This is a genomic window from Rhizobium sp. 05L429, assembly GCF_056397645.1.
In genome coordinates this window covers 296,389-315,979 of record NZ_JBFTNV010000001.1, presented here as the reverse complement: position 1 = coordinate 315,979, position 19,591 = coordinate 296,389, and the positions used below count along the sequence as shown (strand labels likewise).

The 19,591-nt window shown below is 60.1% G+C and carries 17 protein-coding genes; 8 read left to right on the top strand and 9 right to left on the bottom strand.

From position 1 onward, the window contains the following. Nucleotides 1–156 precede the first annotated feature (156 nt). A complete protein-coding gene (locus AC1DNW_RS01505) occupies nucleotides 157–1,317 on the bottom strand; it encodes an ABC transporter substrate-binding protein (RefSeq protein WP_113310375.1) in 1,161 nt (386 codons plus the stop codon). 120 nt (nucleotides 1,318–1,437) lie between these two features. Then, complete coding sequence (locus AC1DNW_RS01500) at nucleotides 1,438–2,346, bottom strand: LysR family transcriptional regulator (protein ID WP_113310374.1); 909 nt, start codon at nucleotides 2,344–2,346, stop codon at nucleotides 1,438–1,440. A 179-nt stretch (nucleotides 2,347–2,525) separates the two neighbouring features. On the opposite strand from AC1DNW_RS01500, the gene AC1DNW_RS01495 reads away from it, so the two are divergent. Continuing rightward, nucleotides 2,526–3,236 (top strand): hypothetical protein, encoded by a 711-nt coding sequence (locus AC1DNW_RS01495; RefSeq protein ID WP_113310373.1) that lies wholly within the window; start codon nucleotides 2,526–2,528, stop codon nucleotides 3,234–3,236. An 11-nt stretch (nucleotides 3,237–3,247) separates the two neighbouring features. Here the strand turns inward: AC1DNW_RS01495 and AC1DNW_RS01490 are convergent, their stop codons facing one another. Beyond that, nucleotides 3,248–4,135 carry an AraC family transcriptional regulator gene (locus tag AC1DNW_RS01490; RefSeq protein ID WP_113310411.1) on the bottom strand — a complete coding sequence of 296 codons (888 nt, stop codon included), beginning with the start codon at nucleotides 4,133–4,135 and terminating at the stop codon, nucleotides 3,248–3,250. A 132-nt stretch (nucleotides 4,136–4,267) separates the two neighbouring features. Between AC1DNW_RS01490 and AC1DNW_RS01485 the strand changes: the two genes are divergently transcribed. Next, nucleotides 4,268–5,020, top strand: a complete 753-nt coding sequence (locus AC1DNW_RS01485) for an SDR family oxidoreductase (RefSeq protein ID WP_113310372.1) — start codon at nucleotides 4,268–4,270, stop codon at nucleotides 5,018–5,020. 65 nt (nucleotides 5,021–5,085) lie between these two features. On the opposite strand, the gene lysS is transcribed toward AC1DNW_RS01485, so the two are convergent. The 5 genes from lysS to AC1DNW_RS01460 form a co-directional block, all read right to left on the bottom strand. Further along, nucleotides 5,086–6,582, bottom strand: coding sequence for a lysine--tRNA ligase (gene lysS / locus AC1DNW_RS01480; protein WP_113310371.1), 1,497 nt, complete (start codon nucleotides 6,580–6,582; stop codon nucleotides 5,086–5,088). Between the two features lie 22 nt (nucleotides 6,583–6,604). Continuing rightward, nucleotides 6,605–8,059 carry a glutamate--tRNA ligase gene (gene gltX, locus AC1DNW_RS01475; RefSeq protein ID WP_113296121.1) on the bottom strand — a complete coding sequence of 485 codons (1,455 nt, stop codon included), beginning with the start codon at nucleotides 8,057–8,059 and terminating at the stop codon, nucleotides 6,605–6,607. Between the two features lie 349 nt (nucleotides 8,060–8,408). Continuing rightward, entirely contained in the window at nucleotides 8,409–9,158 is a 750-nt protein-coding gene (locus tag AC1DNW_RS01470; protein WP_113310370.1) for a TerC family protein, read from the bottom strand. A gap of 101 nt (nucleotides 9,159–9,259) precedes the next feature. Next, the gene (locus AC1DNW_RS01465; RefSeq protein WP_113310369.1) at nucleotides 9,260–10,099 is read right to left on the bottom strand and encodes an AraC family transcriptional regulator; all 840 of its coding nucleotides are present in this window, start codon (nucleotides 10,097–10,099) and stop codon (nucleotides 9,260–9,262) included. 105 nt (nucleotides 10,100–10,204) lie between these two features. Then, on the bottom strand, nucleotides 10,205–10,885 hold the full coding sequence (locus AC1DNW_RS01460; RefSeq protein ID WP_113295977.1) for a TetR/AcrR family transcriptional regulator: 681 nt from the start codon (nucleotides 10,883–10,885) through the stop codon (nucleotides 10,205–10,207). 152 nt (nucleotides 10,886–11,037) lie between these two features. On the opposite strand from AC1DNW_RS01460, the gene AC1DNW_RS01455 reads away from it, so the two are divergent. From AC1DNW_RS01455 to AC1DNW_RS01430, 6 genes are all read left to right on the top strand, one after another. Further along, the gene (locus tag AC1DNW_RS01455) at nucleotides 11,038–12,240 is read left to right on the top strand and encodes an HlyD family secretion protein (protein WP_113310368.1); all 1,203 of its coding nucleotides are present in this window, start codon (nucleotides 11,038–11,040) and stop codon (nucleotides 12,238–12,240) included. Between the two features lie 23 nt (nucleotides 12,241–12,263). After that, nucleotides 12,264–13,862, top strand: coding sequence for a DHA2 family efflux MFS transporter permease subunit (locus AC1DNW_RS01450; protein WP_113295979.1), 1,599 nt, complete (start codon nucleotides 12,264–12,266; stop codon nucleotides 13,860–13,862). Nucleotides 13,863–14,020: 158 nt separating this feature from the next. Next, the gene (locus tag AC1DNW_RS01445) at nucleotides 14,021–15,046 is read left to right on the top strand and encodes a LacI family DNA-binding transcriptional regulator (RefSeq protein ID WP_113310367.1); all 1,026 of its coding nucleotides are present in this window, start codon (nucleotides 14,021–14,023) and stop codon (nucleotides 15,044–15,046) included. 21 nt (nucleotides 15,047–15,067) lie between these two features. Beyond that, complete coding sequence (gene xylB / locus AC1DNW_RS01440) at nucleotides 15,068–16,522, top strand: xylulokinase (RefSeq protein WP_113295981.1); 1,455 nt, start codon at nucleotides 15,068–15,070, stop codon at nucleotides 16,520–16,522. 35 nt (nucleotides 16,523–16,557) lie between these two features. Next, nucleotides 16,558–17,868: a xylose isomerase gene (gene xylA / locus AC1DNW_RS01435; RefSeq protein WP_113310366.1), complete on the top strand. Its 1,311-nt coding sequence runs from the start codon at nucleotides 16,558–16,560 to the stop codon at nucleotides 17,866–17,868. A gap of 130 nt (nucleotides 17,869–17,998) precedes the next feature. Then, entirely contained in the window at nucleotides 17,999–18,385 is a 387-nt protein-coding gene (locus AC1DNW_RS01430) for an ester cyclase (RefSeq protein WP_113295983.1), read from the top strand. A 12-nt stretch (nucleotides 18,386–18,397) separates the two neighbouring features. Here AC1DNW_RS01430 and AC1DNW_RS01425 read toward each other — a convergent pair whose 3' ends face one another. Beyond that, complete coding sequence (locus tag AC1DNW_RS01425) at nucleotides 18,398–19,429, bottom strand: LacI family DNA-binding transcriptional regulator (RefSeq protein ID WP_113295984.1); 1,032 nt, start codon at nucleotides 19,427–19,429, stop codon at nucleotides 18,398–18,400. Nucleotides 19,430–19,591 lie beyond the last annotated feature (162 nt).

Sequence of the window (19,591 nt, the reverse complement as noted above, 5' to 3'; positions counted from 1 at the left end):
TTTGAAAACCCTCCTCAAACCCCTCCCCGCAAGGGGGAGGCGCTTACCCCGCCACGCCTACACAAACCGTTCGGCGTTTCGGCAGGAATTCAGCGGCGCCACTCTAGCCCCTCCCTCTAAGAGAAGAGGAGGAGAACGACATGGAATGGTTGGCCGTTACCGACCGCCAATCACGCCGATATAGTCGGATACCCAGCGGTGATAGGGCACGCATTCGCTCTCGCTTGCGCATTTGGCGACCGGCGTCTTCCAGAATTTGATCTTGTCGAAGTGATCATAGCCGTTGGTGTTGCAGCCGGCGTCGGTCAGCAGTTCGTTGCCCTTGCAGGCCGCCGGAACCGACGGCACGGCGCCGAACCAGGCGGCGGCATCACCCTGGACCTTGGCCTTCAGGGAATGTTCCATCCACATATAGGCGCAGTTCGGATGTTCACTGTCGGCGTGCAGCATGGTGGTATCGGCCCAACCGGTTACGCCTTCCTCGGGGAAGGTCGAGGCGATCTTCTGCTTGTCTGCCTGCAGCAGGTTGACCTGGAACGGCCAGGAGCCGGAGGCAACGACACCTTCATTCTTGAAGTCGTCGATCTGGATCATCGCATCGTGCCAATAGCGCGAGACGATCTTGCGCTGGCCGCGCAGCAGGTCGAGGGCAGCCTTGTACTGGTCTTCGTTGAGTTCGTAGGGATCCTTGATGCCGAGATCGGGCTTGTGTGCCATCAGATACAGGGCCGCATCGGCGATGTAGATCGGGCCGTCATAGGCCTGAACGCGACCCTTGTTGGACTTGCCGTCCGGCAGGTTCTGCTCCTCGAAGACGATATTCCAACTCGTCGGCGCCTTATCCTTGAAGGCGTCAGCGTTGTACATCAGCACATTCGGACCCCAGAGGTAGGGCACGCCGTAATGGACGCCGTTCACCGTATTCCAGGGTGCATTCTGCAGGCGCTCGTCGACAGTCTTGAAGCTCGGGATGAGGTCGGTGTTGATCGGCTGGACGCGTTTGCCCGCGACGAGGCGCAGTGATGCGTCCCCCGAGGCCGTGACGAGGTCGAAGCCGCCTTCGTTCATCAGCGCCACCATTTCATCAGAGGTCGCGGCGGTCTTTACGGAAACCTTGCAGCCGGTTTCCTTCTCGAAGTCGGTGACCCAGTCGTAATTCTTGTCGGTTTCGCCGCGCTCGATATAGCCGGCCCAGGCGACGATGCTGACGGCGCCTTCCCCCTTGCCCAATTCCTTCAGCGGTTCGGCAGCGACAACCTGTGTCACGAAGCTCAAGCTCGCAAGCGCAGCAGTGCACGATTTCAGAAGATGCTTCATCGTCTGTCTCCCGGTTTTGGTGCCGCTTTGCGGCGTTTTGTTCCCGGAGGAAAAGGTGACGCGGAACGGCCGGTTTCGCAAATTCATTTATCAGAAAGGCGATATCGGAAATTCCGATATCTAGCGAGATCTTCCCGACCGCATGTTCTCCGCGATGGCGACGAAATCGCGTGCCGCCTGCGGCAGACTGGAGCCCTTGCGCCAGACCATGCCGACCTGCACGACGGGCAGGGACCCGGAGACATCGCGGCTCTCGATGCGGTCGCCTTCCAGCGACCAGGGGCGGTAGACGAGATCCGGCAGCAGTGCCACGCCGGCGCCGGTCGCGACCAAGCTGCGCACGGCTTCCACCGATCGGGTGCGGAAGGCGACCTGCGGGCGGGCGCCGAGCGCGGTCAGCAGCTTGCCGGTATTCTCCTCGATTTCATCCACTGTCAGCATGATCAGAGGCTCGCGGGCGATATCGGCAATGGAAATGATATCGGCCGAAACCAGCGGATGACCCATCGGCAGCCAGAGGCGATAGGGTGAGGTTTCCAGGATTTCGGCCTGGAGGGCCATGCGATCACGCAGATTTGAAATGACCATAACAGCGACATCCAGCTCGCCGCCGACGAGCAGATGTTCGAGGTAACCGCCATTGTCCTCAATGGCGCTGACCTCGACGTGGGGGCATGCTCGGCGGTAGCGGGCCAGCAGATCGGAGAGAACGTAGCCTGCGACAAGCGAGGTGACGCCGATGTTGAGTGTGCCGGAGGGAATGTTCTGCTGGCCGGAAAAGCTGGTGCGGGCATCGGAGACCGTTGACAGGATTTTCGTGGCATGCCGCAGAAACTGGTGGCCACTATGGGTAATTGAGAGCCCCCGCGGGTGGCGTTCGAACAGCACGACGCCGAGATCGTTTTCGAGTTCCTTCAGCGCCTCTGTTATCGAGGATTGGGAGATCGACAGGTTCTGCGCGGCGCGCGTGACCGAGCCCTGTTCGGCAACGGCGACGAAATATTGAATCTGGCGAAGCGTGAAGGCCATGGCTTTTTAGAACATGCGCTTGAGCGATCTGGCAAGCGCAGGGACGGCTGGACCTTTTTTGGTATTTAGCCAATTCGAGACAAAGTCGGACGGTCCACTTAAAGATTCGGAAACGTCATTTCCCTAGCTTCACAGTCACTTGTATTGCGTTGGAGTTTTCAGATGGCGGAGCAGTTGGCGTGAAGGCCTTACTGCGCATATTCCGGCCTTCCCGGAAATTGGCTTTGATCATCGGTGGCAGCGCCCTGTTAGCGGGCGTTTCCGGCGGTGCTGCGATCTATGTCGGTAAAGACAGGCTGCTCGGTGACGAGGAATCGGCCGATGGCGTAGCCTGCACCGACGTCAATCTAGTGACGATCAAGAAGCAGGATCACGTCTGGGTCCGCAAATATATCAAGACCGAACCTGTTGACGGCATGACGCGCATCAAGACGGCGTTGCGAGTCGCCCAGGCCGTCTATGAAGCCCAGAAGCCCGACCTCGTGCAGGTCGTCGTCCTCGACGAGAATGGTCCCACCCTGCGCTCGGATATTCGCGGCCGGGCGATCGGCGCCGACGTCGTCTATATCGCGCATCCAGACAAGATGGTCGATGGGCTTGATGACAAGCCCTATTCGGCCCGTTATTACGACGGCGAGGCAAGCGAGCAGGGCCTCTTCTATGGCGAGCGCATCGACCTGCCGGACGACCAGATCGCAGCACTGAACGCGAGTCTCAAGGATCCCGCCGATTGCATCGATCCGGTTGCGGTTGCCTCGACCAAGAAAGAGAGCAAGGCTGCAGCACAGGAGGCCAAGGAACCGTCCGCTGAAGAGCAGGCTGCCAAGGATGCTGCTACTCCCTCAGAAGCTGCTCCTGCAGAGGAAGCGCCTGCCAAAAGCGGGCACTAGGCCCGAAACGGTCAGGCCGCCGGCCTGATGCTTTCCCTTATCAAGGATACATCGCGTCCCGGCGGCTGGCCGAAGAAACGCGCATACTCCCGGGTGAATTGCGAAGCGCTTTCGTAGCCTACGGTATAGGCGACCGAGGAAGCATTTCCAGATTGAGCAATCAGAAGCTGGCGGGCCTGCAGCAGACGGATGCGCTTCTGGAATTGGATCGGGCTCATCGCCGTCACGGCCTTGAAATGGCGATGAAAGGCCGAGACGCTCATGGAGGCGAGGGTGGCGAGTTTTTCGACCTCGACCGCTTCGGCGTAATGTTCGCGGACCCAGCGGATGGCGAGCCTTATCCGCGACAGCGCGCTGTCAGGCGCCGCAATATCGCGCAGCATCCAGCCCTGCGGTCCCTGCAGCACACGGTAGAGGATCTCACGCTCATAGGCAGGGGCAAGCGCCGGGATATCCTGCGGGCGCTCCATGAGCTGCAGCATTCGCAGCCATGCATTCAGGAGTTCCGGCGTCATGCGGCAGACGGAATAGCCGCTCTGTCCGTCTAGATAGGATTGCGGTGAAAGATCCATGAGAAGGGCTGCGACCCGTGCCGGATCGAGCGACAAGCTGACGCCGATATAGGGCCGGTCGGGGGCCGTCTGCCGCACTACGCCGGTCGCCGGTATGTCGACCGAGATCACGAAATAGCTGGCTGGATCATAATAATAGTCGCGCCCGGCGATTGTCAGCGTCTTGCTGCCATCGAGGATCAGGTTGACCATCGGCTCATAGACGGCGCCGAGCTTGTGTTGGGGTATCTCTCCCTTGACCATCAGGATACCAGGTATGCCGGTTTCCGTCGGGCGGTTTTCGGCATGGGCCGTCAAGCGGCGCATCTCGTCGAGTATTGTGTGCATGACCAAATCCTGAACCAGGAAGTGAACGCGCACAAGGCAAAAGCAGGAATAGGCAAGAACGAGGCAGTTTCCGGCGGAGAGCCGATCGGCCGTTTACCATAGCTTTCGGCCGTCGAAGCAAAGGAGACAGAGATGAAAATCGCAATCATCACCGGTGGCAGCCGCGGCATTGGCCGGTCGGCGGCGCAGGAATGCGCAAGGCGCGGCATGGGCGTCATCCTCACCTACAACAGCCACAAGCCCGGTGCAGACGAGGTCGTTGCCGAGATCAGGGAGGCAGGCGGCCAAGCCGTGGCGCTTGCCCTCGATGTCGGCGATGCCGACAGCTTCCAGGTCTTCACGGAAGAGGTCAAAAGGCTGCTTTCCACTTATTGGGGTCGCAGCGATTTCGACTGCCTTGTCAACAATGCCGGGTTCGGCATGTTCAACCTGATGGAGACGGTGACGACGGAGCAGTTCGACGCTCTCATGAACGTCCATCTGAAGGGACCGTTCTTCCTGACACAGGCGCTCTTGCCGCTGATGGCGGATGGCGGCGTGATCCTGAACGTGACGAGTGCTTCCGTTCGCGTCGCAACGGCCGGTGTTGCGCCTTATGCAGCCCTCAAGTCCGGACTTGAGACGCTGACCCGCTACCAGGCGAAGGAGTTCGGCGACCGCAGAATCCGCGCCAACGCCATCTCGCCCGGCCCTATCCGTACCAATCTCGCTGATGCTGCGCTGGACAAGAATCCGGAATTTGCCGCATTGCTCGCCTCGCAGACGGCACTTGGCCGTATCGGGGAAGCCGACGACGTTGGCCGGGTCATAGCCGTGCTCGCCTCCGACGATGGCGCGTGGATCAATGCGCAGACGATTGAAGTCGCTGGCGGCTACATGATCTGAGGGAAAAGTCTCAAAAGAAAATGGAGCGTCCTTTCGGGCGCTCCGTTTTTTAACGAATGCGTCTCTCAGTCGGCCTTGTTACGGCGGGCCGGGAAGAGAATGACGTCGCGGATCGACGGTGCGTTGGTCAGCAGCATGATCAGGCGGTCGACGCCGATGCCGAGACCGCCCGCGGGTGGCATGCCCTGGTCGATCGCATCGAGGAATTCCTCATCCAGCTGCTTTTCCTTCTCGCCGCGGGCATGGGCCTGCTCGAGCTGTTCGACCATGCGGCGGCGCTGCTCTTCCGGATCGTTGAGTTCGGAGAAGGCATTGCCGAGTTCCCAGGCGTTGCAATAGGTCTCGAAACGTTCGACGAGGCGCGGCTCGCCCGGCACTTCCTTGGCGAAGGGTGAGATGTCCTTCGGGAAATGCGTCACGTGTGAGGGCTGGATCAGGGTCTGCTCGACCTTCTCTTCGAAGATGAAGGCGAGGCACTCGCCCCAGGTCCAGTCCTTCTCGACTTCGAAGCCGGCAGCCTTGGCAGCCGTGCGGGCTTCCTCGTCGGTCTTCATTGCGAGGAAGTCGATACCGGTGACTTCCTTGACGGCGTCCGGCATCGGAACGCGCTTGAACGGACCCTTGAAGGACATGGTCTTGTCGCCGAAGGGGAATTCCGTCGTGCCGTGGATGGAGAGCGCCAAGCTCTCGAACAGCCGCTCGACGAGGTCCATGATGTCCTCGTAGTCGGCATAAGCCCAGTAGCACTCCATCATGGTGAATTCCGGATTGTGCCGGGTGGAGACGCCTTCGTTGCGGAAGTTGCGGTTGATCTCGAAGACCTTGTCGGTGAGGCCCGAAACCAGCGTGCGCTTCAGAAACAGTTCCGGCGCGATGCGCAGGTACATGTCGAGCTTCAGCGTGTTGTGATGCGTCTTGAACGGCTCGGCGGTGGCACCACCGTAGACCGAATGCAGCATCGGCGTTTCGACTTCCATGAAGCCGTCATCTTCCATGAAGCGACGGATGCCGGAGAGGATCTTCGAGCGCTGCTGGAAGCGCAGCTTCGATTCCTCGTTGGTCATGATGTCGAGGTGGCGCTTGCGATAGCGTAGCTCGATGTCGGAGAGGCCGTGCCACTTTTCGGGCATCGGCAGCAGCGACTTGGTGAGCATCTCGATCTTCTGGGCGTTGATCGTCAGTTCACCGCGCTTGGTGCGACGCACGACGCCGGTGACGCCGATGATATCGCCGATATCGATCATCGGCAGGAGCGCACGGGCTTCTTCCGGGGTCGTGTCCTTGTGACTGAAAATCTGGATCTTGCCGCCGGCGTCATGGATATCCATGAACATGCCGGAGTTGCGCGACGAGTAGACGCGGCCGGCGACGGTCACGACATCCTGTGTCTCGACATCAGGTTCCAGGCCTTCGTATTTCGCAGCCAGTTCGGCATTGGTCAGCGTGCGGTGGAAATGCGCCGGATAGACGTCGCCGATCTGCTCGCGCAGCAGCTTCAGCTTCTGGGCGCGTACTTCCGTTGCGTCGGAAGATAGGGTGTTTTCGGTCTTGTTGTCAGCCATTGTCGAAATCCTCTGACTGTTCTTACTTCGAGCCGACGAGGGCGGCGACTGCCTGCGAGGCAAGCTTCAGGCGCTGGCGCACGACCGAGCGGCCGAGGATCGCCATGGAATCGAAAAGCGGCAGCGAGCGCGACGAGCCGGAGACGGCGACGAAGAGCGGCGCGACGATGACCTTCAGCTTCTTGCCCATGCGGTCGGCGATGGCGCGCAGTTCGGCCTCGATCGTCTCGACGTTCCATTCCAGGATCTTTTCGAGATCCGGCTGGACGGTGTTGAGGATCTCAAGGATCTCTTCCGGCGGCGATTTGATCTTGGCGAAGTCGGAGGGCTGCAGGCCGAGATCGGACTTCAGCAGGAAGCCCGCGAGATCGGGCAGTTCGCCGAGCTTGGAAATGCGCGTCTGCGACAGGCGCAAGCCAGCCATCAGGCGATCGTTTTCCATCGCCCATGTCAGTACGCGATCGCGGAAGTCTTCTTCCGACAGCTTCTCGCGGATCCAGCGGCCGTTCAGCCAGTCGAGCTTCTGGATGTCGAAGATCGCACCGGCCTTGGACAGGTTTTCCGGGTCGAACTTTTCCGACAGCTCATCCATCGTCAGCAACTCTTCGCCTTCGGAGATCTGGATGAAGAACAGGCCGAGGAAGTTCATCAGCGCTTCGGGGATATAGCCGAGCGCCGAATAATAGGAGATCGAGGTCGGGTTCTTGCGCTTCGACAGCTTCGACTTGTCGGCATTGCGCATCAGCGACAGATGCATGAAGACCGGCTGGTCCCAGCCGAAATAGCGGTACAGCAGAATGTGCTTCGGCACGGAGGCCAGCCATTCCTCGCCGCGTGCGACATGGGTGATCTTCATCAGATGGTCGTCGATGACGTTTGCCATATGATAGGTCGGCATGCCATCGGCCTTGATCAGCACCTGCATGTCGACGGAATCCCAGGGGATCGACACGTCGCCATAAACGCCGTCGGTAAAGTCGCACGAGCCTTCGGTCGGGATCTTCATGCGGATGACGGTGGTTTCGCCGTCGGCCATACGCGAAGTGACTTCTTCGGCCTTCAACGTCAGGCAGAGGCCGTCATATTTCGGCGGCTTGCCGGCGGCGCGCTGGCCTTCGCGCATCTGCTCCAGCCGCTCGGGCGTGCAGAAACAGCGGAAGGCATGGCCCTTGTCCAGTAATTCCTGGGCAAAGGGCTGGTACATATCCTTGCGATCGGACTGGCGATAGGGGCCGTAGGGGCCGCCGATATCGGGGCCTTCCTTCCATTCCAGTCCACACCATCTCAGCGCATCCAGCACTTTGGTCTCGAATTCCGGGGTCGAGCGCGTCGCATCGGTATCCTCGATGCGCAGAATGAACTCGCCGCCGTGCTTCTTGGCAAAGAGATAGTTGAAGAGAGCGATGTAAGCGGTGCCGACATGCGGCTCGCCGGTCGGCGAGGGAGCGATGCGGACGCGGACGCCGGAAGCTGTCATTTTTATGTGCCCGTCAATGAATGCCGAGCGGCTTTTCAATGAAAGCGACGTCCGGCCTGGAAAATGCAGATATCTTTCGGAAACCGGCTGGAGAAGGGCGTCTGCCCACACAATCCACCGATTATCCTGATGGTTGCGCTTAGGCCATATTCAAAAGGGCGCGTCAAGAAAAACCGCTTTTGGCGGGCGTGTTCCGGCGTCTCCGGGCGGCCGCTTCGGGCATCTGTTCTTTGAGGTGAAGCCCGGCGACGACATGAAGCAGGGTTTCATCAAACCTCCGGCTCTCGGAAGAACCCCGCCTTACCCGGTAAGGCGGGGATAATAGTTGGGTCTGAGATAGATAGCGGTCTTAGTGGCCGCCTTCGCGCTTTCGCCGGCGTGCGTTCCTTGCGAACATATTCAGCACCTCGACGAGGGCCGAGAAGGCCATGGCGGCGTAGACGTAGCCCTTCGGCACATGGAAGCCCATGCCATCGGCGATCAGCGTCGTGCCGATCATCAGCAGGAAGGCGAGTGCCAGCATGACGATCGTTGGGTTGCGCTCGATGAAATTGGCGAGCGGCGTTGCGGCAACCAGCATGACCGTTACGGCCGCGACGACGGCGACCACCATGATCGGCAGGTGCGGGGTCATGCCGACGGCGGTAATGATGCTGTCCACCGAGAAGACGAGGTCCAGAAGCAGGATCTGGCCAATCGCCGAAGCGAAGCTCGTGCCTGTCGCGCCTGCGATGAAATTCTCCTGCTGATCCTCCGGATCGACATTGTGGTGGATTTCCTTGGTGGCCTTCCAGACGAGGAAGAGACCGCCGGCGATGAGAATGAGATCCTTCCAGGAGAAGCCATGGCCGAAAAGCTCGAAGAGCGGCTCGGTGAGCTGGACGATCCAGGCAATGGTGCCAAGCAGGGCAAGACGCATGATGAGCGCAAGAGCGATACCGGTCTTACGGGCCCTTTCCCGATGCTCAGGCGGCAGCTTGTTGGTGAGGATGGAGATGAAGATGAGGTTGTCGATCCCGAGAACCACTTCCATCACCACGAGCGTGACAAGCGCCACCCAGGCAGCCGGGTCCTGAATGAGCGTCATGATATCCTGCATCGGCGTATTTCCCCCTTGCGTCACATACGGACGCGGACAATGTATCGTCGCGGCCCTGCCGGGCAAGCGCCGCAAGGGGGTATACGAAAACGATCGGGCTTTTATTCCTTGATCGGCAGCCAGATTTCCGTCAGCCCCATTCCCGTATAGGGATCGAAGCGGTCATCGTAGCGTTCGAACATGTCGGGCGTGCTGCCATGTTCGAGGCCCGAAGTCGGCCACCAGTTGCCGAAAATCAGGTCCATCGTCGCGGGAATACCGGAGACGTGGCCGCGATGGGAGAAGACGGCGTAGCGCTGGAGCGGCAGCTTCAATGTCACAAAGCCCTCCGGCAGGTCGTCGGCGTCGGCTATTTCGGCGGCGGCCATGTAACGGAATTTCTCGGCCTCGCCGTCGATATGGGTGCAGACGCCGTAGGCGACATTTCCCTTCTGGTTCGGGATATGGCCGAAATGCTGGTTGAACTTCTGCCAGAGAGAGGGGATCGCAGCGTTGCCACCATAGTCATAGGTTTCCTGCAGCCCGGCAAAAAGCATCGGCTGAAGGGTTTCGAAACGCGGCGGTTCGAGATCGTTAAGGCTTGCGGTTTTCATCCTGATAGGCTCCATCAAAGCAAGGTTGCGAATGTGCCCTTGTCGCCGCACCGCTTCCGGCGTCATGCCGAATTGGTCGCGGAAGGCACGGGTGAAAGCCTCGTGCGAGCCGTAGCCCGCGCCGAGGGCAACCTCGAGAATGCTGGATGAGCCTGAGATGAGAGATAGCGCGGCCCCACTCAGGCGCCGTGCGCGGATATAGCCGCTGATCGAATGGCCGGTCACCAGCCCAAAGACGCGCGAGAGATGATAGCGCGACAGTCCGGCAGCTTCTGCGATCTCGTCGAGGCTTATATCGGTTTCGAAATGGCTCTCGATGAACCATATCGCCCGTCCGATGGCGCTCATCTCTTCTCCCCTGGTTGCCGTCTCATTCCTAGAGGAAATGCGGCGGCCGGATTTGATCGCTATTGCGCAAATCCGGCGGAAAACCAGTCGGGGCGGGAGATGTGGTCAGGTAGACTCGTGTTTGCGAACGCCATAGGCGGCCATGAAGACGTGGATCGCGCCGCGAATGACGCGTTCGATCTCGTTGCGCGGCGGCGGTCCGTCCATATTGCCGAACAGGCGCAGCTTGAAGAAGCTGCCGCTCGCAAGATCGAGGAACTGCCCGGCGGCGAGATCGATATCGTCGATCTTCAGGGTACCGGCCTGCACGTGCCGCTCCAGGAAGTCGTGCATGATGGTGCGCAGGTTCTGCGGACCCTTGAAGAATCGCTGACAGAGAAGGGGCATGCGCTCACGCACGCCGAGCACGGTGCGCATGGCGTCGATGACCTTGTCTTCGGTCATATGCGTGACGAAGGTTATCCCGAATTCGTACAGGCCGGCCTCGACATCGTCATGCTCTGCAAGGACCATGCGCACGGCTGCCACGAAGGCGGCGCGCTCGGTCTCGACCATGGCGTGGAAGAGTTCTTCCTTGTTGGCGAAGTAGACATAGAGCGTTCCCTTGGAAACGCCGGCCTCGCGAGTCACATCGTTCATACTGGCCGCGTCGAAGCCCATCTTCATGAACACGCTCCGGGCACCGTCAAGGATCTGCTGGCGCTTGGCCGGATCTTCACCCGCAGCAAAGCGACCTCCCGGATTGGGTGGGCTGAATACGGCGGTATCCTCGGGCTTCAGTGTCATGTCTCCTTAACCGTCTTGGCGAATTCGCGGTTTCATTCAAAGAAATCGAACCGATTGGTTCTATGCATCTTGATATGAAGTCAAAAACCCTTTAAGTCAACTGAACCGAACCGTTCAGTTCGATTATTTTACTCCAGATCGGTAGTCTGTTTATGTCGACCAACCAGAAGAGCAACGTTGCGCGCATCGTCAGCGAAAATGCCGGCGCCGAAGAGGTGAAAGCGGAAACCGTAGCCCCCGCCGAAGCCCCGAAGGCAGAGGCACCGCAGACGGCTCCTGCGCAGACGGCGCCTGCTGTCGCACCGGCTGCTCCGAAGAAGCGCCGCAGCTTCGTGTTGCCTGTTGTGGTGCTCGCTGCTCTCGCCGGCGCTGGCTGGTACGGCTACGACTGGTGGACGAATGGCCGCTTTCTGGTGTCGACCGACGACGCCTATATCGAGGGTGATATCGCGACGATCTCGCCGAAGGTTACCGGTTACGTCGCGAAGGTGAATGTTTTCGCCAACCAGGAAGTCAAGGCAGGCGACGTTCTCGCTACCCTTGATAACGGCGACTACCAGAACGCCCTCGACCAGGCGAATGCCCAGATCGTAACCGAGCAGCTTTCACTCAGCCGTATCGATGCGCAGATCGAAGGCGCGAAGGCGAGCCTCGTTCAGGCCCAAGCCCAGAAGACCGCCCTCGAAGCCACCGTGCGCGGCGCGGAAATCAAGCAGAAGCGCCAGAGCGACCTGCAGGCGAAGTCGGTCGGCACCACGGCAGACCTTGACGACGCCAATACGGCGCTCGATCAGGCCAAGGCCAATCTTGCCGGCGGCGATGCCAACATCGTTTTCGCCCAGGCCAACATCACCATCCTCGAGGCACAGCGCAAGGAAGCCGAAGGCTCCGTGCGTACGATGGAAATCCAGCGCGACAAGGCTGCCCGCGATCTCTCCTTCACCGTGCTGAAGGCGCCCTATGACGGCGTCGTCGGCAATCGGTCGGTTCAGGAAGGCGATCTCGTTTCGCCTGGCCAGCGGCTGATGGCGCTCGTGCCGACACGCCAGCTCTACATCGATGCCAACTTCAAGGAAACGCAGATCCAGCATCTCGTTCCCGGCTCGAAGGTCAATGTCCATGTCGATGCCTATAGCGACTATCCTGTCGTCGGCACCGTCGAATCGATCTCGCCGGCCTCCGGCTCGGTCTTCTCGATGCTTCCCCCGGAAAATGCGACTGGCAATTTCACCAAGATCATCCAGCGCGTGCCGGTTCGCATCGCCTTGCCGCAGGATGCGCTTGATAGCGGCCGCCTGCGCGCAGGTCTCAGCGTCGTCGTCGATGTTGATACCCGTACGGCGCCGGTGAAGTAAGCTCTCGGGGCGGAGGTAATCCTATGGCCGGGAGCGCGACAGCAACGGCAGGTTCGATCCCGGCAATGCCTGCGCATGCCGCGGATCGCATGGATCCGAGAAGGCTCATCGCTTTCTTCGCGATGGTGCTCGGCATGTTCATGTCGATCCTCGACATCCAGATCGTCTCCGCTTCGCTCGCCGAAATCCAGGCAGGACTTTCGGCCGGTTCGGACGAAATCGGCTGGGTGCAGACGGCCTATCTGATCGCGGAAGTCATCATGATCCCGCTGTCGGGCACGCTCGCGCGCATCATCTCGACGCGGTATCTCTTCGCGATTTCGGCCGCCGGTTTCACCATGGCGAGCGCCCTGGCCGCAACTGCAACGAACATCGACCAGATGATCGTCTACCGTGTCATCCAGGGCTTCATCGGTGGCGGCATGATCCCCTCGGTCTTCGCGGCCGCCTTCACGATCTTCCCGCCGTCGAAGCGTGCGATCGTCTCGCCGATCATCGGCCTCATCGCCACGCTGGCGCCGACCATCGGCCCGACGGTCGGCGGTTATCTTAGCCATGCCTTCTCCTGGCACTGGCTGTTCCTGGTCAATATCGTGCCCGGTATCATCGTCACGATCGTCACCTGGAACTTCATCGATTTCGACAAGCCGGAACTGTCGCTCTTCAAGAAGTTCGACTGGTATGGCCTGCTGTCGATGGGTGTTTTCCTTGGCGCACTGGAATATGTGCTGGAAGAAGGCAATTCGAACGACTGGTTCAACGACAGCTACATCGTCATCGGCGCCGTTGCCTCTGCCGTCGCCTGTGTCGTCTTTTTCTACCGGGCCTTCACGGTGGAATTCCCGGTCGTCGATCTGACGGCCTTCTCCAACCGAAACTTCTCCTTCGGCTCGGTGTTCTCTTTCGTCATGGGCATCGGCCTTTACGGGCTCACCTATATCTATCCGGTCTATCTCGGCCGCATCCGCGGCTACGATTCGCAGATGATAGGCGAGACAATGTTCGTGTCGGGCCTTGCGATGTTCTTCACCGCGCCGATCGCCGGCCGGCTGTCGACGAAGCTCGACCTACGTTTCATGATGGCGATCGGCTTCGTGAGCTTTGCAGCCGGCACCTATATCATGACGCATCTGACGCAGGACTGGGACTTCTACGAGCTCTTCATCCCGCAGATCCTGCGCGGCTTCGGCCTGATGATGTGCATGGTGCCGATCAACAATATCGCGCTCGGCACCCTGCCGCCAGCGCGTATCCGCGGCGCATCCGGCCTCTTCAACCTGACGCGTAACCTCGGCGGCGCCGTCGGCCTTGCCGTCATCAACACCGTGCTGACCAGCCGCCAGGACGTGCACTACGAGCGTCTGCGCGAAAACGTGCACTGGGGCAATACGGCTGCGATCGACCAGATGAACAACATGACCCAAAACTTCAACAATTGGGGTCTTGATGGTGCCGATGTTGCAGTCAAGCAGATGGTCGGCTTGGCCACCAAACAGGCGATGATCCTTTCGTTCGGCGACATTTTCCTGATGCTGACGGTGCTTTTCCTGGCGATGGTCCTTGGCGTCTTCATGATCAAGAAACCCGCGCCGCAAGGCGGGGGAGGCGGTGGCGGCCACTGACCTCCGGCCGTCGTTGCAAGAAAGGCCCTCTTCGGAGGGCCTTTCTGTTTTTCTGCATGGGTAGTTTCGCTTCCCTTGAATGGGGTGCTTTTCAGCCCACGCATTTTTTGATTTACGTACATCAAAATTGGCGCTAATGGTCTCGTCCAGGAGGAGCGATGAGGCCAACCGTTCACGATATCGCCGCTGCGGCAGGTGTCAGTCTCGCGACTGTGGACCGGGTTCTGAACCGACGGCCGGGCGTACGCCATGTGACACGGGAGAAGGTGGAGACCGCCATCCGGGATCTCGGCTATGTGCGCGACCTGGCGGCGGCAAACCTTGCCAAGGGCCGCGTCTATCCGCTGACCTTCATCCTGCCCGCCAGCGACAATTCCTTCATGCACGGCTTGAATGCCGAAATCCGCGCAGCGATCGCGCGCTCGTCCGCCGAGCGTACGGACATTCGCATCGTCGAGGTGCCGGCCTTTGATCCACAGGCGCTGGTTCGTGAGCTGGAAACAGTCGCTGCCGAAAAGCCCTCAGGGGTCGCGCTCGTAGCCACCGACGCGCCCGATGTGCGCACGGCTGTGGACCGGCTGGTCCATGACGGCATTCCGGTCGTTACCCTCGTTTCCGATCTGACGGGATCTCTGCGTCACCATTATGCCGGCGTCGACAATATCGCAGCGGGGCGCACCGCTGCTCGCCTGCTCGGCCGTTTTCTCGGCGGTGCCAAAGGCGAGATCGCTGTTCTTGCAGGCTCCATGCTGGTGCGCGACCATCGTGAGCGCCTGGAGGGTTTCGCATCTGTCACGGCGCAGGAGTTTCCGGCGCTGCATCTGCTGCCGGTGCTCGAAGGCCGGGATGACCCTGAAACTGCCCATATGCTGATTGCGGATGCGCTTGGGAAGAACGACGGCATCGTCGGCATTTACAGTCTCGGCGCCGGTAATCGTGGTCTGATCCGGGCGCTCAAGGAAAAGGCTGTCGACAGGGCGCTGACAGTGATCGCCCATGAATTGACGGTGCATACGCGCGTTGCCCTTCTCGACGGCACTATCGACGCAATCCTCAATCAGGATGCCGGCCATGAAGTACGCAGCGCGATCCGTGTTCTCAAGGCAAAGGCAGATGGCCTCGCGGTCATCGACGCGCAGGAGCGCATTCGCCTCGATATATTCCTGAAAGACAATCTGCCTTAACGGCAAAGGGAGAAATACCACATGTATCTGGGTCTCGATCTCGGAACTTCGGGCGTCAAGGCGATGCTGATCGACGGCGATCAGAAGATCATCGGTTCGGCCAACGGTTCGCTCGATGTCTCGCGTCCGCATTCCGGCTGGTCCGAACAGGAACCGGCCCATTGGGTGCGCGCCACGGAAGAGGCCGTCGCCGGCCTCAAGGCCAAACATCCGAAGGAACTCGCCGCGGTAAAGGGCATCGGGCTTTCCGGCCAGATGCACGGTGCGACGCTGCTTGACGCCTCGGACAAGGTGCTGCGCCCTTGCATCCTCTGGAACGATACGCGTTCCTATATCGAGGCAGCCGCGCTCGATGCCGATCCGCGTTTCCGCAAGCTGACCGGCAATATCGTTTTCCCCGGCTTCACCGCGCCGAAGCTTGCCTGGGTTGCCAAGAATGAGCCTGAGATCTTCGCCAAGGTCGCCAAGGTTCTGCTGCCGAAAGATTATCTGCGCCTCTGGCTGACGGGCGAACATATCTCGGAAATGTCCGACTCGGCCGGCACCTCCTGGCTCGACACCGGCAAGCGCGCCTGGTCGTCCGAACTGCTGGCGGCTACCCATCTCGATGAGAAGCAGATGCCGACGCTAGTCGAAGGCACGGAGCAGGGCGGCAAGCTGCGCGCCGAGCTCGTCTCGGCTTGGGGCATTTCCGGCGATGTCATCGTTGCCGGCGGTGCTGGCGACAATGCGGCTTCGGCCTGCGGCATGGGTACGGTCAGCGATGGCGCCGCCTTCGTTTCGCTCGGCACGTCTGGTGTTCTCTTTGCCGCCAATGCCGCTTACCTGCCGAAGCCGGAAAGCGCGGTTCATGCCTTCTGCCATGCATTGCCGAACACCTGGCATCAGATGGGCGTCATCCTGTCGGCTACCGATGCTCTCAACTGGCATTCCTCGGTTACAGGCAAGTCGGCGGCCGATCTCACCGGCGAACTCGGCGACAGCCTGAAGGCACCGACAGGTGTGACCTTCCTGCCTTACCTATCGGGCGAGCGTACGCCGCATAATGATGCGGTCATCCGGGGTGCCTTCATCGGCCTCGAGCATGAAAGCAGCCGTGTGGTGCTGACGCAGGCGGTACTCGAAGGCGTATCCTTCGCGATCCGCGACAATCTCGAAGCGCTGCGTTCGGCCGGCACGGATATTTCCCGCGTCACGGCGATCGGCGGTGGCTCGCGTTCTCGCTATTGGTTGGCTTCGATCGCGACCGCGCTCGGCGTTCCCGTTGACCTGCCAGCAGACGGCGATTTCGGCGCGGCCTTCGGCGCTGCCCGCCTTGGCCTGATTGCAGCGACAGGCGCCGATCCGGTTGCCGTTTGCACGCCGCCGGTGACTGCCGGCACGATCGAGCCGGTCGCCGCCCTCAGCGGCGCCTATGAAGATGCCTACAAGCGCTACCGCGCGACCTATCCGGCGATCAAGTCGCTGGCGCACTGATCCATCCATAAGAGCTGAACCCAAGGAGAACCCAAATGAGCACCGGATTTTTCGGCGATATCCAGAAAGTGAAGTACGAAGGCCCCGACAGCACCAATCCGTTGGCGTTCCGTCACTATCAGCCGGACGAAATCGTTCTCGGCAAGCGCATGGAAGACCATCTGCGCTTCGCAGTCGCGTACTGGCACACATTCACCTGGCCGGGCGGCGATCCCTTCGGCGGCCAGACCTTCCTGCGTCCGTGGTTCGAAGACACGATGAAGGCTGCCAAACTCAAGGCTGACGTCGCTTTCGAATTCTTCTCGCTGCTCGGCGCGCCCTACTATTGCTTCCACGACGCTGACGTGCGCCCGGAAGGCAAGAACTTTGCCGAAAACACGAAAAACCTGAACGAGATCGTCGATTACTTCGCCGAGAAGCAGGCCACCACCGGCACCAAGCTGCTCTGGGGCACGGCGAACCTCTTCTCCAACCGCCGCTACATGTCGGGTGCTGCTACCAACCCGGATCCGGATGTCTTTGCTTTCGCCGCCGCGACGGTGAAGACCTGCATCGACGCCACGCAGAAGCTCGGCGGCGAAAACTACGTTCTGTGGGGCGGACGCGAAGGCTATGAAACCCTGCTCAACACCGACATCGGTCGCGAGCTCGACCAGCTCGGCCGCTTCCTCAACCTCGTCGTCGAGTACAAGCACAAGATCGGTTACAAGGGCACGATCCTCATCGAGCCGAAGCCGCAGGAGCCGACCAAGCACCAGTACGACTACGACGTTGCGACCGTCTATGGCTTCCTCAAGAAGCACGGTCTCGAAAATGAAGTGAAGCTCAACATCGAGCAGGGCCATGCAATCCTCGCCGGCCACTCCTTCGAGCATGAACTGGCGCTCGCAAACGCGCTCGGCATCTTCGGCTCGATCGACATGAACCGCAACGACTACCAGTCCGGTTGGGATACCGACCAGTTCCCGAACAACGTTCCGGAAATGGCACTGGCCTATTACCACGTTCTGGCAGGCGGCGGCTTCAAGACAGGCGGTACCAACTTCGATTCGAAGCTGCGCCGTCAGTCGCTCGATCCGGCAGACCTGCTGATCGGCCATATCGGCGGCATGGATTGCTGCGCCCGTGGCCTGAAGGCTGCCGCCAAGATGGTCGAGGACAAGGCCCTCTCCCAGCCGCTCGCAGACCGCTATGCCGGCTGGGATTCGGCCGAAAGCCAGAAGCTCTTCCGCGGCGAATATTCGCTGGACGAGATTACCCATTGGGTCGAGAGCAAGGACGTCAACCCGCAGCCGAGGTCCGGCAAGCAGGAGCTGCTCGAAAACATCGTCAACCGCTACGTTTAATTGCTGGTTTGATTTCTTATGAGGGCCGGGGAGCGAAAGCTTCCCGGCTTTTTTGCACCTGGTTCAGTATTGTCGGATGTCCCCAGCGTCCTAGTTTTCGGCCGACAGTTTACGAACGCGGATCGCTTTCATGACGGACGCCAATCTTCCCGATCTTTATCGGGGCTATATCGCTTGCCTGAACAGCCAGGACTGGCCGAACCTCGGCAATTTCGTGCACGCCGACGTCCGCTATAACGGCAAACATATTGGCCTCTCCGGCTATCGCGACATGCTCGAAGGCGATTTCCGAGCGATCCCCGACCTTTTCTTCGACATCCGGATGCTGGTGTGCGAGCCGCCGCGTGTCGCCAGCCGTTTGCTTTTCGACTGCACGCCGAAGGGGATGCTGTTCGGCCTGCCGGTCAATGGCAGAAAGGTTCAGTTTGCTGAAAACGTCTTCTATGAGTTTCTGGAGGGGCGGATCGAGCAGGTTTGGTCGATCATCGACAAGGCGGCCATTGAAGCTCAGCTATAGGTAAAGCGGACCTTATCGCTTCTGCCAGTTGCGCGGCGGTGCGGAGACCGAATTGCGCACTACGAGATCCGGCCGTAGCAGGATTTCCGTTTCGGCGGGCCGGCCATTCGAGAGAAGTTCCAGCAACAGTGCCATGGCCTGTTTGCCGATTGCAGTGCGTGGCTGGCGGATCGTCGTCAGCGACGGGCTCATGAAAACAGCTTGCGGTACGTCGTCGAAACCGGTGACAGAGAAATCCTGCGGGATGTTGTATCCGCGGGCATCGAGGCCGATCATGACGCCGATCGCCGTCTGGTCATTGACGCACATGAAGGCGCTGGGCAGCGTGTCGCGCATGAAAAGCTGTTCCACGGCATGGCGGCCGCTCTCGATCGTGCCGTCGCCCTCCAGTACGATACGCGTGTCTTTCGGCACGCCGGCGGCGTCGAGACCGGCATCATAGCCTTGCCGGCGACGGCTGTAGGCGAGGCGGGTGCGGGAATCGCCGATGAAGGCGATCTTGCGGTGTCCTTCGGCCAGAAGCAGGTCGACTGCCTTTCTGGCGCCCTCGATATCGTCAACGCCGACATAGGGAATGCCGCCATTGAAGACAGGTTCGAATACACCAACACTCGGCGGCAATTGAGCCGTTACAGTCTGATGACCGAAGGGCAGGATGCCCGTGAAAAGGATCAGCCCAGCCGCCTGGTTGGAGCTAAAAAATTTCAGATATTCCAGGCCGCGCTGCGCATCGTTCTGCGTATGGCCGATGAGAATGCCGTAGCCATGGGCGCGGGCCTCGTTTTCCAGGCCGATCAGGATATTGGAAAAATTGGGGTCGCCGATATCGGGCGCCACGACCAGGATCATATTGGAACGGCCGAGCCGCAGGCTGCGCGCCATGGCATTGGTCGTATAACCGGTGATGGCGATCGCCTGGTTGACCTTCAGGCGCGTGGAATTGGCCACCTTTTCGGGCATATGGATTGCCCGCGAAACCGTCGCGATGGAAACCTCGGCGATCCGGGCGACGTCTTCGATTGTAGCGGGCGTGGAATTCGACACGGGGTCTGCCTTGGGCTGTCTTCGCCGCACACTACACAGACTTGCCGGGAGGTCAAAGGCAGGCTTCAACAAGTCTGTGTAAATCCACGATGTAAACCTTTACATGCCCGATGTAAAGGTTTACATATGGCCAACATAAGCGGATGGGAGCCGCAGGAGGAA

Bases quoted from the DNA above. Each gene is read 5' to 3' on its own strand.
- AC1DNW_RS01470 (WP_113310370.1), bottom strand. From the start codon at position 9,158: ATGCAGGATATCATGACGCTCATTCAGGACCCGGCTGCCTGGGTGGCG.
- AC1DNW_RS01465 (WP_113310369.1), bottom strand. From the start codon at position 10,099: ATGAGCGCCATCGGACGGGCGATATGGTTCATCGAGAGCCATTTCGAA.
- AC1DNW_RS01455 (WP_113310368.1), top strand. From the start codon at position 11,038: ATGTCGACCAACCAGAAGAGCAACGTTGCGCGCATCGTCAGCGAAAAT.
- AC1DNW_RS01485 (WP_113310372.1), top strand. From the start codon at position 4,268: ATGAAAATCGCAATCATCACCGGTGGCAGCCGCGGCATTGGCCGGTCG.
- AC1DNW_RS01445 (WP_113310367.1), top strand. From the start codon at position 14,021: ATGAGGCCAACCGTTCACGATATCGCCGCTGCGGCAGGTGTCAGTCTC.
- gltX (WP_113296121.1), bottom strand. From the start codon at position 8,059: ATGACAGCTTCCGGCGTCCGCGTCCGCATCGCTCCCTCGCCGACCGGC.
- AC1DNW_RS01505 (WP_113310375.1), bottom strand. From the start codon at position 1,317: ATGAAGCATCTTCTGAAATCGTGCACTGCTGCGCTTGCGAGCTTGAGC.
- AC1DNW_RS01430 (WP_113295983.1), top strand. From the start codon at position 17,999: ATGACGGACGCCAATCTTCCCGATCTTTATCGGGGCTATATCGCTTGC.
- AC1DNW_RS01500 (WP_113310374.1), bottom strand. From the start codon at position 2,346: ATGGCCTTCACGCTTCGCCAGATTCAATATTTCGTCGCCGTTGCCGAA.
- xylB (WP_113295981.1), top strand. From the start codon at position 15,068: ATGTATCTGGGTCTCGATCTCGGAACTTCGGGCGTCAAGGCGATGCTG.
- lysS (WP_113310371.1), bottom strand. From the start codon at position 6,582: ATGGCTGACAACAAGACCGAAAACACCCTATCTTCCGACGCAACGGAA.
- xylA (WP_113310366.1), top strand. From the start codon at position 16,558: ATGAGCACCGGATTTTTCGGCGATATCCAGAAAGTGAAGTACGAAGGC.
- AC1DNW_RS01460 (WP_113295977.1), bottom strand. From the start codon at position 10,885: ATGACACTGAAGCCCGAGGATACCGCCGTATTCAGCCCACCCAATCCG.
- AC1DNW_RS01490 (WP_113310411.1), bottom strand. From the start codon at position 4,135: ATGCACACAATACTCGACGAGATGCGCCGCTTGACGGCCCATGCCGAA.
- AC1DNW_RS01450 (WP_113295979.1), top strand. From the start codon at position 12,264: ATGGCCGGGAGCGCGACAGCAACGGCAGGTTCGATCCCGGCAATGCCT.